The following is a 14100-nucleotide window of genomic DNA, read 5'->3' as shown; positions in this document are numbered from 1 at the left end:
GGGTCTACGGGCAGGCCCTACATGGGTCGAGCAATCTCTTACGACGGCCACAGCGCGCTGTATGGGGGTGGCATTCACGCGTCCGGACGCGGCAACGTGCATGAGCGCACGGCGGTGGTAGACGGCTATGTCCGCCGTCCCGCCCAGCCAGGTGTGCAGCGTCCGCAGCTGAGCGTCGTGGGCTTCCGGCAAAGCCGTGGCATCCGAGTCAAAGCGCAAGGCAGCGATTCCCATGAGTTGTTTCCCATTTCCGCGGGTCAGATGGCAGGGGTTGCTGACCTGGGGTTGAGTGCGGCGCGGCGTCGTGGGAAGTCATTGAGGAGTTTTTCCAGATTTGGTGTGGTGTAGGGCTTTCCGGTGTAGCCGAGGCTGGCCAGGAGCTGGGCGAGTTGTTCGGCCGTGGGCTCGACGCCATGCTGTTCCAGGTGCTGTGTCCACGCGGCGTAGATGCGGAACGCGGGGAGATAGCGGCGCAGGGTGGAGGGGCTGACGGGGGTGCCGTCGCGGCCGTACATGCCACGATCGGCAAGGAACTGGGAGAGGGCGCTGTCTTTCGGTTCCGTTTCGTGCGTCTGGAGGTAGTCAGTCCAGGCCTGGTAGTACCGGTCAACCGTGGTCAACGGCAGGGCCTTTTCCTGCTGTTCGGAGTTTGGGGAGAGGTCTGCCGCCTCCTTGGCCGGTGTCACGGCGCTGGCCGGTTCGGGGCTGGTTGCGGACGGGACCGCTACGCGCCGGCCTGCTGGATGATGGCGGGAGGCGGGGGTAGTGACCGTGACGGGCGTCATGTCCTCGCCGATGGTTGGGTCGTCGGAGCTTCGGTACGTCTGGCGCGGGATCTGTGGGGCCGTGAACCTGGGGTTTTGGTGGTCGGGGCCGCTGCCGTTGAGGGGCTGCTGCTGCGTGGTGGGGTGTGAGACCGATTCCTGCAGGTGGGGCCTGGGGGTGGCGGGACTCGGTTCGTTGGGATCGAATGCCCGTTGGTGCTCATCGCCCAGTTCTGCTTCGAGGGCTGGCACATCGTGGTGCTCCACTGGGGAAGGACCCGGGTCGATTCCGGCGGCGGCCAGCCCTGCGGGGGCCGTCTCGGCCAGCGGGACGCCGTACTTCGCGAGCCGCAGCGGCATCAGCGCCTCGACCGGGGCCTTGCGGCGCCAGGCACGGCCGAAGCGGGCCTGCAGTCGGGCCTGGTAGATCAGCCGGTCCTGTTCGAGCTTGATGACCTGCTCGTACGAGCGCAGCTCCCACAGCTTCATCCGGCGCCACAGCCGGAACGTGGGGACGGGGGAGAGCAGCCAGCGGGTGAGGCGCACCCCCTCCATGTGCTTGTCGGCCGTGATGTCCGCGATCCGGCCCACCGCGTGGCGGGCGGCCTCGACGGCTACGACGAACAGCACCGGGATGACGGCGTGCATACCGACGCCGAGCGGGTCGGGCCAGGCGGCGGCGCCGTTGAACGCGATCGTCGCCGCCGTCAGCAGCCACGCCGTCTGGCGCAGCAGCGGGAACGGGATCCTGATCCAGGTCAGCAGGAGGTCGAGGGCGAGCAGCACACAGATGCCCGCGTCGATGCCTATGGGGAAGACCAGGGAGAAGTCGCCGAAGCCCTTCTTCTCGGCGAGCTCGCGTACGGCGGCGTACGACCCGGCGAAGCCGATCGCGGCGATGACCACCGCTCCGGCCACGACGACGCCGATGAGTATGCGGTGCGTGCGTGTCAGCTGCATCGCGGCCACCCGCGATCCCCTCCCAGTATCGAATTCTGGCGCCGTGGCGCGGCCCAAGCCTGGCACACGGGTCCGGAGCCCGAGCCTCCGGGGAGGTCCGGGCTCCGGCCGGGCGCCTGCCGGGGACGGTCAACAGCTGTTGCCGGGTGTGGCGGTCGGGTGTGGAGCGGGCGGCGCGCTTTCGCCGCCCGTCCGGCTCGGTCGGCTCGGTCGGATCGGCCGGCCGATCCGGACGATCAGCCGAACGGCCCGGCCGTCCTGTTGTTGGCCTAGTTGGCCTTCGCGACCGAGGCCGCGGCCTCCTTGGCCGCCGTCACCGCGTCCTTCATCAGCGCCGACGCGTCCGGTGTCTTGGCCCCCGCGTAACCGGCACCGTTGTAGCCGAGCGTGACCACGACATTGCCCGTGCGCGCCACGATCGTTGCGTACTTGAAGTCCTCGCCGGTCTTGGTGAGGCCGTAGCTGATCGCCGTCGCCTCGTCGCCGACACCCGCCGCGGGGGAGTTCTTGACGCTCTTGGCCCCCTCGGTGTCCTGGACCTTGGCGACCTCCTTCGCGTACGCGTCCTTGGCGCGCTGCTCGCCGCTGCCCAGGCCGGCCTCGGACTCGTACCGCAGGAAGGAGACGTCGAGCCAGCGGTAGTTCGAGCCCTTCACTCCCTTGTCCTCCAGACCGTTCCAGGAGCAGCCGCCGCGGGAGCTCGTGTCGCTGGAGGTGCCGGCCGTGCCCGACTTGTTCTTCACCTTCGGCACCAGCTCCTCGACCGTCTTCGAGGAGATCGCCTTGCAGGGCTGGGGCAGCTTGGCGTACTTCGCGGGCTCGACGGCCGTCGCGGACTGCTGCGTGCCGGGGGAGGACGAGCCGGAGGAGGACGAGCCGGCGCTCGAATCCTTGTTGCTGTCGGAGTCCGACGAGCAGCCGGCGACGACGAGCATCACCGGGACGGCGGCGCAGGCGAGTATGCGGGTGAGTCGCGGGGCTGTTCGGTGCATGGTTCCTTCAGTCGGTGAGTCGTACGCTCCGCCGGTGTGGTGCGGTGCGGGGCGGACGGTCCGGGTCTTCCGGGCGGCCACAGTACGCCGACACGGTACGACGCCGGGGTCGTCCGGCGGGACCGGGTGACGGATCCGGATGGCTCGGCAATCAGCTCGGCGGGGGCGGAGCGCGGGCGCTAGTCGTTGAACCGCTCGGCGAGCTTCCGGGCCAGACCCTGGGCCTTTTCCTGCAGTTCCTTGCTGTCCGGGACCTCTGTCGTACGGGCCGGCTGCTCGCCGTACTCGACGGTCACGATCACGTTCGATGTGCGGAACACCACGCTCACGGTCCGGTGCTGCGCGGTGGAACCGGCGCGGGTGAGGACGTCGTCGAGGAACGCGGCGTCGCCGAGGCCGTCGAGCACGCGGGGCTCCAGGCCCTCGGGGGCGGCGGGGGTGCCGGTGGCCGATCCCGGAGCGGATCCGCCGGGGGCTCCGGTCGGGGCGTTCGTGGGGGTGGTGGCACCGGCCGGGGGCGTGGCGCCGGAGCCGGACGAGGTGGGCGTGGAGGGGGTGCCGCTCGGGATCTTGGCCCCCTGCCCCTGCCCGCCCGTGGCTGCCGGGGGAGGCAGCTCCGCCGCGTCCTGCTTCGTTGCGTAGACCTCCTGCGCCCGGTCGTCGTCGCTGACGTCGGGGTCGTACGAGACGACGCGCTCGACATCGATACGGAGGTGGTTCGAGGCGTCCGGCGAATCGGCCTTCCAGCTGCAGCCGACGCGGCGGTCGGTGTCGTACGTGACGGCCGCCGTGCCGCGGAACACCTTGTCCTGCTGGTCCTCCGGGAGTTGCGCGGCGCCGGGGAGCAGGTCCTTGAGAGTGGCGCGCTCGACCGCGCCGCAGGGCTCGTAGAGCGTGCGGTACTTGCCGGGCGGGGCGGCGGAGCCGGCGGCCTCGCCGGCCTTGGAGCCGGTGGCGGAGCCGTCGCCGCCGGACGCTGCGGTGCAGCCGGTGACGAGCGCCACGAGGAGCGCCGCGAGGCCGGGTGCGTACGCCTTTCGCTGCACGTTTCCCAGGCTCCCTTCTCTTCCGTCTTCTCTTCGGGCCGCTGTGTCGGCGGTTGTGTCCGCGGTTGTGCTCGCGGTTGTGTCCGCGGTGAAAACTGCTTGCCGCCCGATGCAGGCCGATGAACACAATGTGTATCGCACGCGCTGCTGTGAACGCCGGTCCGCTGTCCCTTTCGCTGACCTTGGCTCCGGTTTTTGCGTTTTAGGCCTTTCGGGGGAGTTGGGGAAATATGTCGTATGTAGAGGTGCCCGGGGCGAAGGTCCCGATCCGGATGTGGACGGACCCGTCCACGGTCGAGAGCGGCGCGATGCAGCAGTTGCAGAACGTTGCGACGTTGCCCTGGATCAAGGGGCTCGCCGTGATGCCGGACGTGCACTACGGCAAGGGCGCGACGGTCGGCTCCGTGATCGCGATGCACGGTGCGGTCTGCCCGGCGGCGGTCGGTGTCGACATCGGCTGCGGAATGTCGGCGGTGAAGACCTCCCTCACCGCGAACGATCTGCCGGGCGACCTGTCCCGGCTCCGCTCCAAGATCGAGCAGGCCATCCCGGTCGGCCGCGGCATGCACGGCGACCCGGTGGATCCGGGCCGGGTGTACGGACTCCCGGTGGCGGGGTTCGACGACCTCTGGTCGCGGTTCGACGGGGTGGCGGATGCGGTGAAGTTCCGTCGGGAGCGGGCGACGAAGCAGATGGGAACGCTCGGAGCCGGCAACCACTTCGTGGAGTTCTGCATCGATGAGTCCGGATCCGTGTGGCTGATGCTCCACTCCGGGTCGCGGAACATCGGCAAGGAGCTCGCCGAGTACCACATGGGCGAGGCCCAGAAGCTGCCGCACAACCAGGGTCTGGTCGACCGCGACCTGGCGGTCTTCATCGCGGACACCCCGCAGATGGCGGCGTACCGGAACGATCTCTTCTGGGCGCAGGAGTACGCGAAGTACAACCGCGCGATCATGATGGGACTCTTCCAGGAAGTCGTCCGCAAGGAGTTCAGGAAGGCCAAGGTCACCTTCGACCAGGTCATCTCCTGCCACCACAACTATGTGGCGGAAGAGCGGTACGAGGGCATGGACCTGCTGGTCACCCGTAAGGGCGCGATCCGCGCGGGCTCCGGCGACTTCGGGATCATCCCGGGCTCGATGGGCACCGGTTCGTACATCGTGAAGGGCCTGGGGAACGCGAAGTCCTTCAACTCGGCGTCGCACGGCGCGGGCCGGAGGATGAGCCGGACCGCGGCGAAGCGGAAGTTCTCGACGCGGGACCTGGAGGAGCAGACGCGGGGCGTGGAGTGCCGCAAGGACTCCGGGGTCGTGGACGAGATCCCGGGCGCGTACAAGCCCATCGAGAAGGTCATCGACCAGCAGCGCGACCTGGTGGAGGTCGTCGCGAAGCTGAAGCAGGTCATCTGCGTGAAGGGCTGACTCCAGCGATCGACGCCCTGCTTCCTGCGGGTGCGCCGAGGTTGTGGGTTGTCCAGTCGACCACGACCAGTCCCTCGCCCGCCAGGTAGGTGCAGGCAGCGGCCAGGACTGCCATGAGTGCCACTTTCTCGGTCCGGCACCGATGCGGGGCGAATTGTCGGTGAGGCGGTCCGCTTTCCCGGCCGTACGTCAGCGCCTGCGACGGCCGCCTCAGACCTCGTCGGCCTGCGGGCGGTCGTCCCAGGTGGACTCGCTGGTCAGCAGCCATGACCGAGCAGGCTCGGACGCTTGGGTGGTGTCCAGCGTGAGATGAAGGCGGGTCCCGCCGTCAGGATTGGCCGGGTAGCTGCGCTGCTCGGTGGCGGCGAAGCAACGACGCAGCACCTCCGCGACCCGGCGGGCGATCTCGGGCTCCGACGCGACGATACGCACCTCGGCGTGCCCGGCAGAGGGCATGTGATGCGAGGAATTCATCCTGAAGTCTCCGTGTGCTCGAGGACATGATCTGCGGCCGGTCGCAACGCCTCGAAAGTCCCGTCCGCCTCCACCAGCCAGGGGCAGCGCGTGAGGTTTGTGGGTCTGGCGATGCTTGCTATGTGCATCGATGGCGGGCGGACCGGTGAGGCGGGCTGCCGGCTGCCGGCGCTGGAGGCCGTTCCAACGGTGATCACGGCAATGATCACGGCCACAGCGATGACGCTCCCTACGACGACTTCACTTCACCTCTTCACGCCCTCGCGTCTCTTCACGCCCTCGCGTCCTTTGATGGGCATCCGTCGCCGATGTGGCGAACGGCCGGCGGTGCAGGAGAGCACCGTGACACGCGTGATCCGTCCCCAGCGTGCGTCCGGCGGGTCGAGGAGGGCGGGGAGTTCACGGGACAGGTCGCGGGAGCGAGGCCACCAGGGGCCGTCGAGGAGTCCTGGGGCGGACCCCGCCGGGGTCAGGGACGGGCGGGCCGGCGGTGGGACGCGCTCATTGAGGGTCGGACGTTCGATGGTTGTGGTCATGGCGCGGACCTGTCCCCCGAAGCTTGACTTCGACGTGCCGGTGCAACTGCTCGCCGAGAACGGCACCGGCATGGGAGCCGGTGCGCGAAGCGCTCCCCGTGCTTCCACCCTACTCCGGTCGACATGGCTGGAATGTGCGCATGACCAGGCATTCTCGGATCCGGGAACACCAGCCTGGGGCGCTCGCGGGCCCGGTACGCGGAGTACGGTGAGGAGGCGAGGTCACTTACAGCGCGCCCTTACAGCGCGGGATGCACTGCCCCGAGGACGGGCGGACACCATGGCCGATTCCGACACCCCCGACACTCCCAGGCTTTTGCCTGACGCGATCCACCAGTCCGTGAGGCCCGGGACGGCCCTGCTGAGGCTGGAGACGACGCATGCCCGCGAGGGAATCCTGGACGGCGCGTGGTGGCCGCGATCCAGGGACATCGGTGCCGAGCTTCCCTCACTGGTCAGCGCGCTGACCGAATACGTCGGACCTGTCACCCGCGTCGGACTGGACGCCACTGCCTGGGAGGATCTGCCGACACGGCTGATCGTCGACGACCAGGTCGTGCATATCGACTCCTTCCCGGTCGGTGACGACACCGTGCTTGTCACCCGCGGCGATCAGGACTATTTCACCCTGCTGGTGGTCCCACCGGACACGACTCCTGACGCAGCACGCGCCGCCATGGCCAGGGCGGTCCGCGCCGACAACGTCACCGAGGCTCACCAGATTCTCATCGATACCAGCACCGACCCGTCACGTCCCCCGACGTGACTTCCGCCGGCGGCCGAGCGCTCCCGGACGCGGCTGATCCACCGGACAGGCCCTAGATACGGGCGAACGTCTCGCTCTGGTCCGCGAACTCCTGGGCCATGGAGCTGCTGACCGTGGGTTGGGTCTCGCGGATCGTGTCCAGGTAGTCGGCTGTGGTGGGGCGGGCCCGGGTCCCGGTGTCGAAGGTCCGCTCGAACTGAGCCTGGGAGACGGTACGAGCGACGTGGGCGATGTCGGCGGGGGTGAACCCCTCAGTGGCGGACGCGAGTGCCGTGCTGTCGGCCTCCGCGCCCGCTTGTGCAAGGTAGCTCTCCCACAGCGCGGTCCTGGCGCTGTGGTCGGGAGGGCCGATGGGCAGTACGTAATCGAAGCGGCCGTGCCGCAGGAAGGCCGAATCCAGCGTGGTCACGTTGTTGGTGGCGCAGACGAGCAGTCGGCCGTCCTGGCTTCGGAACCGGACGATCGCCTTGAGCAGCTCGTTGACGATGCCGACCGCGGTCGCGTCCGCGCCGCTGCGTGTGCCGGCGACCTCTTCGACCTCGTCGATGAAGACCAGGACGTGGTCGAGCTGGGAGATCTCGTCGAAGCGTCGGTTCAGCCCGGCCGCCAGCCCGTACTCGGCGGCGAGGCGTGCGGGGAACAGTTCGAGAAAGGGCCACCCCAGGCGGCTGGCGATCGCGTGGGCGAAGGTGTTCTTGCCTGTTCCGGGCGGACCGAACAGCATGACCGCGCGAGGCAGCTCCACTCCGTGCTGGGCGGCCATTTCGGGATGGGCCAGCGGCAGGACGAGGCGGCGCTCGATGAGCAGTTTTTCCCGTCGCATGCCCGCGACTCTCTGCCACAGTCCTCCGGGCGGCAGCACCGCTCCGAGCGAGGACAGCATGCTGATCGCCTGGGGAGTCACCGGCCCGCGCTTTTCGAAGAAGACCAGGCCCGAGCGGGCGTCGAAGTCGCAGTTGCGCAGCGCGGCGGCACCGGTCTCTCCCTCGGGCAGGACCGCGTGCACCGCGCGGACGCCGCCGGCGAAGAGCCGGTGCTCCAGGGCCGTGATCAGAGCACTGCCCAGCCCCATGTGCCGCCAGGTGGGCGCCATGCAGATGCGCAGGATCCACGCCCTGTCGCCCTCCACTCTGCTCACCGCGGCCCCGACCACCAGCTCGTCCGCTACCGCCACCACGGCCGGATGGGGCGCTTGGAGGGCCGCCACAGCGTCGGACAACTGGAAGAGCGGAGGCTCTCCGGTCGTTCCGCTCTCCGCATCGACGCGGATCACCGCCTCGAGATCGTCCTGGGAGTAGTCCCTGATAAGCCAACCGGTCATGATCAGCTCCGTGTGCTGAGCCGTACTCCCATCATCAACCGCTGCCTGCGGTGCGACGACCGGACCGCGGGCGCCCGGTCATGCATAGGGGAATCTGCATTACAGGGCAGCCAAGTGCTCCGCGGTGGCGCCGCGCCACTCGATCAGAAGAAGCGTCGCATCGTCCGTCGTGATCCCGCCCCGTGCGCGCTTGAGCGTGTGGGAAAGGGAGCGGGCCACCGCTCGCACCCCTAGCGCGGCAGTCTCGAGGCTGTTCACCCAGTCAATGAGCTGTTGCTCGCCGAATTCCTCGCCACCGACCTCGTGCTCCTCGATCAAGCCGTCGGTGAAGCACATGATGCGGTCTCCGTGGTCGAGGGCCAGCTCGCTGATCTCCGGCTCCTGACCACCGAAGCCGACAGGCAGCGTGGTCGGACCGTGGAGCCGCCGGACGACACGGTGCCCGCGGATCAGAAGGGGAGCAGGGTGCCCCGCATTGACCCACTGAAGACGTCCCGTACTTGTGTTGAGCCGCATCATCTGGGCAGTCACGAAGTGGTCGGGGCCGAACTGTTCGGCGATCGCCCGGTCCATGAACGCATAGATCTCCGACAAGCCGATGCTGATACGTCGGGCATGCCGATAGGCGCCGATGGCCACAGTGGCCATCGTGGCCGCGTCCAGACCGTGACCCATCGCATCGATCATGGCCACATGCAGAACGTCGCCGTTGAGGGCGTAGTCGAAGCTGTCGCCGGCCACGTCGTAGGCGGGCTCCAGGACCCCGGACACCGCGACCTGGGGCATGGACATGGCCAGCGGCGGCAGCAGAGACCACTGGATCTCCGCCGCGACACTCATCGGTTCTCTGCGCCGGGCACGGAAGAACAGATCGGTGTAACTGTGCTTGGTCACCAGCATGTCGGCGACCAGAGCGGCGATCCTGCGCAGCAGCCGCCGGTCGTCGTCATCGATGCTGTCCAGCGTGACGGCCATGACGCCCACCTGATCGCCGCCGTCCAGCAGAGGCAGGTAGACCCGCACGCCGTCGGCCCGCGGCAGCTCGATCCGGCGCGACTCCTGAAAGACGCGGCCGGCGTCGGAGTCGTCGATCAGCTGCGGAACACCGGACGTCAGCCCCTTGCCCGACAACGGCACCAGCGACAACTGACCGTAGTCCTGCAAGAGGATCGAGGTCTCGCGGCCACCGAGCCTGTCCACCTCCTCCGCGACGAGCGGCCCGAGCAGGTGCGGCGGCAGCGCGTGCCCCCGGTCCAGCAGCGCCCCCAGAAGCTCCTCTCCGAAACTCTCCGACCGGTCCGGAACCCCCTCGCGAGGTCGTCCCTCACCGCCCGTCAACGCTGTGGCTCGCAACTGTGCCGTAAGGCGCGGCCGTGGAGGCCGTGCCGGCCCTCTGACCGGTGCCGAGCCGTACGACTTCGCACCAGGCGGGACGTCGGAGCCCCAACCGGAACAGCCCGTGAGCCGTGTGGAGCGGATTGCGGCCGCGGCAGAGGTTCTCGTGGATCCTTGCGAAGGATCTGTGCACATGGACTCCCGGCGCGATACGACACGGACCGACGAGAGCAGCGTGCAGCGCGCGATGCGCACGCCCGCCCTATTGCTCCATCAGCGGCATGTCGCCCCGTGCGGACGGCCCGGCGGCGCCGCGCCCACCGCCGTGGTTGCGCAAGGACCTTCTCGTGCAGGGCAAGGCCGGGGCAGCTGGTCAGTCCGGTGCATCGCGAGACCCGTTGTTCCGCATGTGACGCCAGAGCTGTCTGCGTTTCAGCACGTAGAGGGAGCCGGCGACGGCCACCACCTGCAATCCGATGCCGAGCAGCCAGAAGGCTCCCTTGCCCGTCAGTCCGCTGGTCAGGTAGCTGAAGTCCATGCCGAAGAATCCGGTCAGGTACGACAGCGGCAGGAAGATGGTCGACACAATGGTGAGTCTGTTGATCACGTGGTTCTGCTCGTCGGCCACGAGGGACGAGTAGCTGCCGCTGGCGCGGCGGGCGGCGTCCTGGAGCGATTCGATGTTCGCCAGTACCTGTTGCATATCGCTCTGATAGGAGCGGTTCATCGTCTGTCGCTGCTCGGAGACGTCGCTGCCCGCAGTCCTGCGCGTGAGGACCTGTTGTGTCGCCTCGGAGTACGGCAGGAACGCGCGATGCAGCCGGGCCGCCCGCCGCCGCAGCAGGGCAAGGCCGAGGATCTGTTGTTGCCGTCGCTCCTGGAGCATCTCGTCCTCGATGTCCTCCACCTCCAGCAGGGTCTGCCTGGTTGCCCGGCGGAAGGTCTCCAGTGCTCCCTGCAGCAGCAGGAACAGCGCGATCACGGGGTCGGACGGTCTGTCGTGCGGCAACCTGGAGGTGAAGGTGTCGATCAGCTCGACGGGTTCTTGATGAACGGTGATCAGGTACTGCTCGGACACCACGACATGGACATGGGTGACCTCGTCGGCCTGGATCACGGGAACGACGAACCCGGCACCGCCTCCGTGGAACTCCGCCCTCTCGGGCTCGCTCTCCGTGCCGAGCCAGGTCCAGCCCTCGGCCTCCAGGCCGAGCATGCGGGAGAGCGGCTGGTCCTCGGTCCATGGCTCGGCACCCCGCTCGACGTCCACGATCACGAAACCGGAGGCCGCGAGATGCTCCCGGGCCTGCGACAGGGATGCGCGGGCGACGGTCCCTTCGGGCATCGACACGACCGATACGATCATCGTTCCTCACCGTGGATCCCGAGTTGTGTAATGCGGAGACAGGTCCCCGGTCCGGCTCTCCTTTCAGCGGCTGTGTCTGCGTCTTGCCGACAGGGGCCGGCCGGCGGCGCCATGTGCACACCGGTGGCCCCTGACCGGTGGCACTCTCCAGCCGTTCCCGGCGGTGCATCGGTTAAGGCCCCCGAACAGGTGACGGGTCTTCGGCATCGGCATCGCGGCCCCGGTATCGCGGAGCCGGGCGCGTTCGCCGGCGGGCAGGTCGTAGGCCGGGACGGCGAAATACGCGGCTGCCCTGTGGTTCGTACCGCAGATGACCGGAGTGGCTTCGGACAATGACCGGGTGACGGTACGTCGGGTGTCCGCGGCGGGTGTGGTGCCGCTGCTCGGGCAGTTACGGCACTGTTCGGCACGCCGGGTGCGCGGGGATGTCGTGGCGGGGTTCGCGGTCGCGGTGACGCTGGTGCCGCAGAGCCTGGCCTATGGACAGCTGGCTGGTCTGCGCCCGGTTGCCGGTCTGTACACCACGGTGGCGGCGATGGTGGTGTTCGCCCTGGTGACGTCCACGCGGATCATGGCAGTCGGCCCTTCGTCGACCCTGGCGATCATGACGTTCACGGCGGTGAGCGCGCGGGCCGGCGGCGACGCCGACCGTGCGGCGTCCCTGGCGGCATGTCTGGCGCTGTTGACGGGGGCCATGCTCCTGCTGCCGGGGCGGTTGCGGGGCCTTGCCACGTTCTTGTCGGCGCCGGTGGTGCTCGGCTACCTGGCAGGAACGGCGGTGCAGATCATGGCCAGCCAGGTGGGCAAGCTGGTCGGAGTGAGGACGCACAGCCACCACCCCATGGTCGAACTGTGGGAGGTGCTCACCCATCTGGACCAGGTGCAGGTGGTGACCGCCGCGGTCGGTGTGGCTTCGCTGGTGGCGCTCGTCCTGCTCAAGCGGGTCCGGTTCCTGCACGCTGTCGCCACACCCGTTGTCTGCGTCGCGGCGGTCGCCGTGTCGGCCGCCGCGGACCTGGCCGGTCACGGCGTGGAGATGACCGGCCGCATCTCCGGCGGCCTCCCCGCCCCGACCTGGCCGGAGGTGACCGCCGGGGACGTGTGGGCGTTGCTGCCGGCCGCGGCCGGTATGGCGATGATCGCCTCGATCGAGGGGACGGCGGCCCTGCGCCGGACGGGCGCCTCCGCCGGGCCGGGGGTCTCCCTGGTGCGGGAGTCGGTCGCCATCGGTGCGGCGAACGCGGGCGCGGGCGCTCTGGGTGGCTTCCCGGCGATGGCCAGCACCCAGCGCACTCTGTCCGCACAGAGTGCGGGGGCGCACTCCCAGCTGTTCCAGCTGGCCTGCGCCGGCTTCGTGGTGGTCGGCCTGCTCACGACCGGTCCGGTGATCGGGCTGCTGCCGACGACGGTGCTGGCCGCCGTGGTCATGGTGTCGGCCGCACGCCTGATCGATGTCGCGGGCTTCCGGCGGCTGTGGCACGGCTGGCGGACGGAAGGTCTACTGGCGCTGGCGACCGCGGCATGCGTGCTGGCCCTCGGCGTGCTCTACGGCTTGCTGGTGGCCGTCATCCTCGCTCTGCTGCAGCTGCTCCGCCGTGTCGCCTGGCCTCACGACGCCGTCCTTACCGTCACGGACGACGGCCGTCCGCCCCATGAGGTGGCCCCCGATGAGCGCGTCGATCCGGACGTGCTGATCTACCGTGTGGACGCGCCGTTGTTCTTCGCCAACGCCAACCGCATCCACCACCGGGTCCTCACTCTGGCGGCTGCCCGGTCGACGTATCCGCGCCATGTGGTCCTGGACGCCGAGGCGGTGTTCCATCTCGACGCCACAGCGGCGGAGGTGCTGGCCCAGCTCACGGTCGACCTGCGGGCACGCCACTGCGAGCTGGTCGTCGCCCGCCCCCGGGAACAGGTCCTGGCCGTGTTGCGCGCCAATCCCTACCACGACGGCGCCACCCGGGACCTGCCCGTCTTCCCCACCGTGCGCGAGGCATACGCCGCCTTGCAGCAGCCCTGACATGCGCCGGTTCCGCCGGTGCGAGACGCCGTGTCGGCCACCGTCCCCACCGCATCCGTGATCCAGAATCGCCGGAGGTGTCCTGCGTTCCGTGCGGAAGGGATGGGCGATGGAGGGTCAGGTGCGGTCCGGCTGCTGCAGCCCCTCCCGGCCCGAGCCGACGGCGGCGGTGGCCGAGCCCTTTGGCGCCCGCCCCGTGACCGCTGCGGACACCGGCCCTTCGCGCGAGGACATGGTGCTGCTGGACGCGGCCGTGTTCCTCATGGGGTCCGACCACAGCTGGGCGGTGCGGGGTGACGGCGAGGGCCCCGTTCACGAGGTCGAGCTCGCGCCGTACTGGATCGACCGCTGCGCTGTGTCCAACGTCGATTTCGGCGCCTTCACCGCTGCGACGGGATACGTGACGGAGGCCGAGAGGTACGGCTGGTCGTTCGTCTTCGCCGGGCTGCTGGCGCCCGGCCATCCCGACACCCGGGCCGTCGCGGCGGCCCCCTGGTGGCGCCAGGTCCACGGCGCTCACTGGCGCCACCCCGAAGGCCCCGGCTCCGACCTCGCGGGCCGCGCAGACCATCCGGTGGTGCATGTCTCCTTCAACGACGCCCGCGCGTACGCGGCCTGGGCGGGCAAGCGGCTGCCGACCGAGGCGGAGTGGGAGTACGCCGCTCGCGGCGGCCTGGAACAGGCAACCTTCCCCTGGGGGAACGAGCTGGAGCCCGGCGGGGAGCGCCGGATGAACGTGTGGCAGGGCCGCTTCCCCGACCACCACACCCGCCCGGACGGCTGGTACGGCACCGCCCCGGTGACCGCCTACCCGGCCAACGGCCACGGCCTGTACAACACGTGCGGCAACGTCTGGGAGTGGTGCGCCGACCGGTACTCGCCGGACTACTACGCCCGGAGTCCCGGGGACAACCCCACCGGTCCCGCGCTCGGCGACGCCCGGGTCATCCGCGGCGGCTCGTACTTGTGCCATGAGTCCTACTGCCGCCGCTACCGAGTGGCCGCCCGCAGCTCCAGCACCCCCGACAGCAGCACCGGCCACCAGGGCTTCCGCTGCGCGGCGGACGCCGGGCCCGTCCGGTCTTCCTGACGGGCC

At 69.4% G+C, this 14100-nt stretch carries 12 protein-coding genes; 4 read left to right on the top strand and 8 right to left on the bottom strand.

Annotation, left to right across the window (positions count from 1 at the left end; genetic code table 11):
* Nucleotides 1–257: 257 nt before the first annotated feature.
* From ACWGI8_RS03070 to ACWGI8_RS03060, 3 genes are all read right to left on the bottom strand, one after another.
* Nucleotides 258–1733, bottom strand: coding sequence for a DUF2637 domain-containing protein (locus ACWGI8_RS03070; protein ID WP_453658130.1), 1476 nt, complete (start codon nucleotides 1731–1733; stop codon nucleotides 258–260).
* 260 nt (nucleotides 1734–1993) lie between these two features.
* Nucleotides 1994–2716, bottom strand: a complete 723-nt coding sequence (locus ACWGI8_RS03065) for a DUF3558 family protein (RefSeq protein ID WP_453658128.1) — start codon at nucleotides 2714–2716, stop codon at nucleotides 1994–1996.
* A 179-nt stretch (nucleotides 2717–2895) separates the two neighbouring features.
* A complete protein-coding gene (locus ACWGI8_RS03060) occupies nucleotides 2896–3762 on the bottom strand; it encodes a DUF3558 domain-containing protein (RefSeq protein ID WP_453658126.1) in 867 nt (288 codons plus the stop codon).
* A 230-nt stretch (nucleotides 3763–3992) separates the two neighbouring features.
* Here ACWGI8_RS03060 and ACWGI8_RS03055 point away from each other — a divergent pair, with 230 nt between their 5' ends.
* Nucleotides 3993–5186 carry an RtcB family protein gene (locus tag ACWGI8_RS03055; RefSeq protein ID WP_453658124.1) on the top strand — a complete coding sequence of 398 codons (1194 nt, stop codon included), beginning with the start codon at nucleotides 3993–3995 and terminating at the stop codon, nucleotides 5184–5186.
* A gap of 210 nt (nucleotides 5187–5396) precedes the next feature.
* On the opposite strand, the gene ACWGI8_RS03050 is transcribed toward ACWGI8_RS03055, so the two are convergent.
* A complete protein-coding gene (locus ACWGI8_RS03050) occupies nucleotides 5397–5660 on the bottom strand; it encodes a hypothetical protein (protein ID WP_453658122.1) in 264 nt (87 codons plus the stop codon).
* Nucleotides 5661–5905: 245 nt separating this feature from the next.
* On the bottom strand, nucleotides 5906–6196 hold the full coding sequence (locus ACWGI8_RS03045) for a DUF5994 family protein (protein ID WP_453658120.1): 291 nt from the start codon (nucleotides 6194–6196) through the stop codon (nucleotides 5906–5908).
* A gap of 280 nt (nucleotides 6197–6476) precedes the next feature.
* On the opposite strand from ACWGI8_RS03045, the gene ACWGI8_RS03040 reads away from it, so the two are divergent.
* Nucleotides 6477–6962, top strand: a complete 486-nt coding sequence (locus ACWGI8_RS03040) for a DUF5994 family protein (RefSeq protein WP_453658118.1) — start codon at nucleotides 6477–6479, stop codon at nucleotides 6960–6962.
* 52 nt (nucleotides 6963–7014) lie between these two features.
* Here ACWGI8_RS03040 and ACWGI8_RS03035 read toward each other — a convergent pair whose 3' ends face one another.
* From ACWGI8_RS03035 to ACWGI8_RS03025, 3 genes are all read right to left on the bottom strand, one after another.
* Entirely contained in the window at nucleotides 7015–8283 is a 1269-nt protein-coding gene (locus ACWGI8_RS03035) for an ATP-binding protein (protein WP_453658116.1), read from the bottom strand.
* A 99-nt stretch (nucleotides 8284–8382) separates the two neighbouring features.
* Complete coding sequence (locus ACWGI8_RS03030) at nucleotides 8383–9621, bottom strand: PP2C family protein-serine/threonine phosphatase (protein WP_453658114.1); 1239 nt, start codon at nucleotides 9619–9621, stop codon at nucleotides 8383–8385.
* A gap of 370 nt (nucleotides 9622–9991) precedes the next feature.
* The gene (locus tag ACWGI8_RS03025) at nucleotides 9992–10984 is read right to left on the bottom strand and encodes a magnesium transporter CorA family protein (RefSeq protein ID WP_453658112.1); all 993 of its coding nucleotides are present in this window, start codon (nucleotides 10982–10984) and stop codon (nucleotides 9992–9994) included.
* A gap of 340 nt (nucleotides 10985–11324) precedes the next feature.
* Here ACWGI8_RS03025 and ACWGI8_RS03020 point away from each other — a divergent pair, with 340 nt between their 5' ends.
* Both ACWGI8_RS03020 and ACWGI8_RS03015 read left to right on the top strand, forming a co-directional pair.
* Nucleotides 11325–13004: a SulP family inorganic anion transporter gene (locus ACWGI8_RS03020; RefSeq protein WP_453658110.1), complete on the top strand. Its 1680-nt coding sequence runs from the start codon at nucleotides 11325–11327 to the stop codon at nucleotides 13002–13004.
* A 109-nt stretch (nucleotides 13005–13113) separates the two neighbouring features.
* Nucleotides 13114–14094, top strand: a complete 981-nt coding sequence (locus tag ACWGI8_RS03015; protein WP_453658108.1) for a formylglycine-generating enzyme family protein — start codon at nucleotides 13114–13116, stop codon at nucleotides 14092–14094.
* The last annotated feature ends 6 nt before the right edge of the window (nucleotides 14095–14100 follow it).

It is taken from the genome of Streptomyces sp. NPDC054841 (genome assembly GCF_053611045.1).
Note: the sequence above shows the minus strand (reverse complement) of the source record. Positions and strands in the feature narration are given on the sequence as shown.